This window comes from Hydrogenivirga sp. 128-5-R1-1 (assembly GCF_000171895.1).
The window spans coordinates 1-1,477 of record NZ_ABHJ01000342.1 but is presented as its reverse complement, the minus strand read 5'-3'; the positions used below and the strand labels follow the sequence as shown (position 1 = coordinate 1,477).

General features: G+C 37.5%; 2 protein-coding genes. Both read right to left on the bottom strand.

From position 1 onward, the window contains the following. A partial coding sequence (locus HG1285_RS01775) for an ammonium transporter (RefSeq protein WP_008289306.1) occupies nucleotides 1-864 on the bottom strand: 864 nt, incomplete at its 3' end. 75 nt (nucleotides 865-939) lie between these two features. Further along, nucleotides 940-1,477 (bottom strand): HD domain-containing protein (locus HG1285_RS01780; RefSeq protein ID WP_008289305.1); only part of this gene is annotated, 538 nt, incomplete at its 5' end.

Genomic DNA, 1,477 nt, shown 5'->3' with positions numbered 1-1,477 from the left:
AAATCCAATTATAACTCCACCAAATACATCAACAAATCCAGAAGCTGGTGTAATAGTTGCAAGACCTGCTATAAATCCTGTTATTAGTCCTAAAGTAGTAGGTTTTTTGAATTTAATCCATTCTGCAAACATCCATGTAAGTCCACCGGTGATAGAAGCAAGACTTGTTACAAACGCAGCAGATACAGCCTGACTGCTTATAGATAAAGCTGAACCACCGTTAAATCCAAACCAGCCGAACCAAAGTAATCCTGCACCTACAGCAGCAAGAGGAAGGTTTGCAGGTCTCATTATGTTTTCTTTTCTTGCTCCAAGTATTACAGCTCCAACCAGTGCACCAACACCACATGTTTCATGAACTACGAGTCCTCCTGCAAAATCAAGTGTGCCTAAACCTGAGAGCCATCCACCTCCCCATATCCAGTGGGCAACTGGAAAGTAAACGAATGTAGCCCATAAAATAGATATTAGCATCCATGCTTTAAGACTCATTCTTTCAATAAATGCACCAACCATTAACGCAACTGTTATTGATGCAAAAGTCATCTGGAAAAAGATAAAAAGATAGTGGTATAGATTATCTGCACTTGGTGCAGGGTCAGAAGGATTTATTCCATTTAAAAATAGATATTTTAAATTCCCAATTATCCCAGCCAAATCCCCGCTGAATGTTAAAGAATATCCGTATACTATCCACAGCAGTGAAGTAATACAGAAAGAAACAAATACCATAACAAAAGTGTTTAATATGTTTTTTCCTTTGGTAAGGCCTGCATAAAATGCTGAAAGTCCAACTACTGCCATCAGAAGGACAAGAGCTGTGGAAATTAGTATCCATACGTTATCAGCTAAATTAATGCTCAATTAAACTCCTCCTTATTTGATTATATTAAAAATATATATTGCCATAAAATAAAAAAGTGGGCAAACTACCCACTATTATTTTGCTATTTCAACAAATCTTGATTCTCTAATTGTTGTTATTTTTACCTGTCCAGGAAATTCTACTTCTTTCTCAATTCTTTTTGCTATTTCTTTAGTCAATAGATATGCCTCTTCATCAGAGAGTTTTTCAGAGTTTACAATCACCCTTACTTCTCTACCTGCCTGTATCGCAAATGATTTTTCTACATTTTCAAATGAGTTAACTATAGCTTCTATTTTCTCAAGTCTGTTTATATAAGACTGAAGTGCTTCTCTTCTTGCTCCTGGTCTTGCTGCTGAAAGTGCATCTGCTGCAGCTACAAGCACTGCTTCAGGGTATCTTGCTGGTTCATCATTATGGTGATAAAGGATAGCATTTATAACTACATCTGGTTCTCCATATCTTTTTGCAAGTTCTGCACCGATTTTTGAATGTGAACCGCCCACTTCGTGGGATATGGCTTTTCCTATATCGTGCATTAATCCACCTCTTCTTGCTGCCTTTTCATCAAGTCCAAGTTCTGCAGCCATCATACCTGCAAGGTGTGCTACT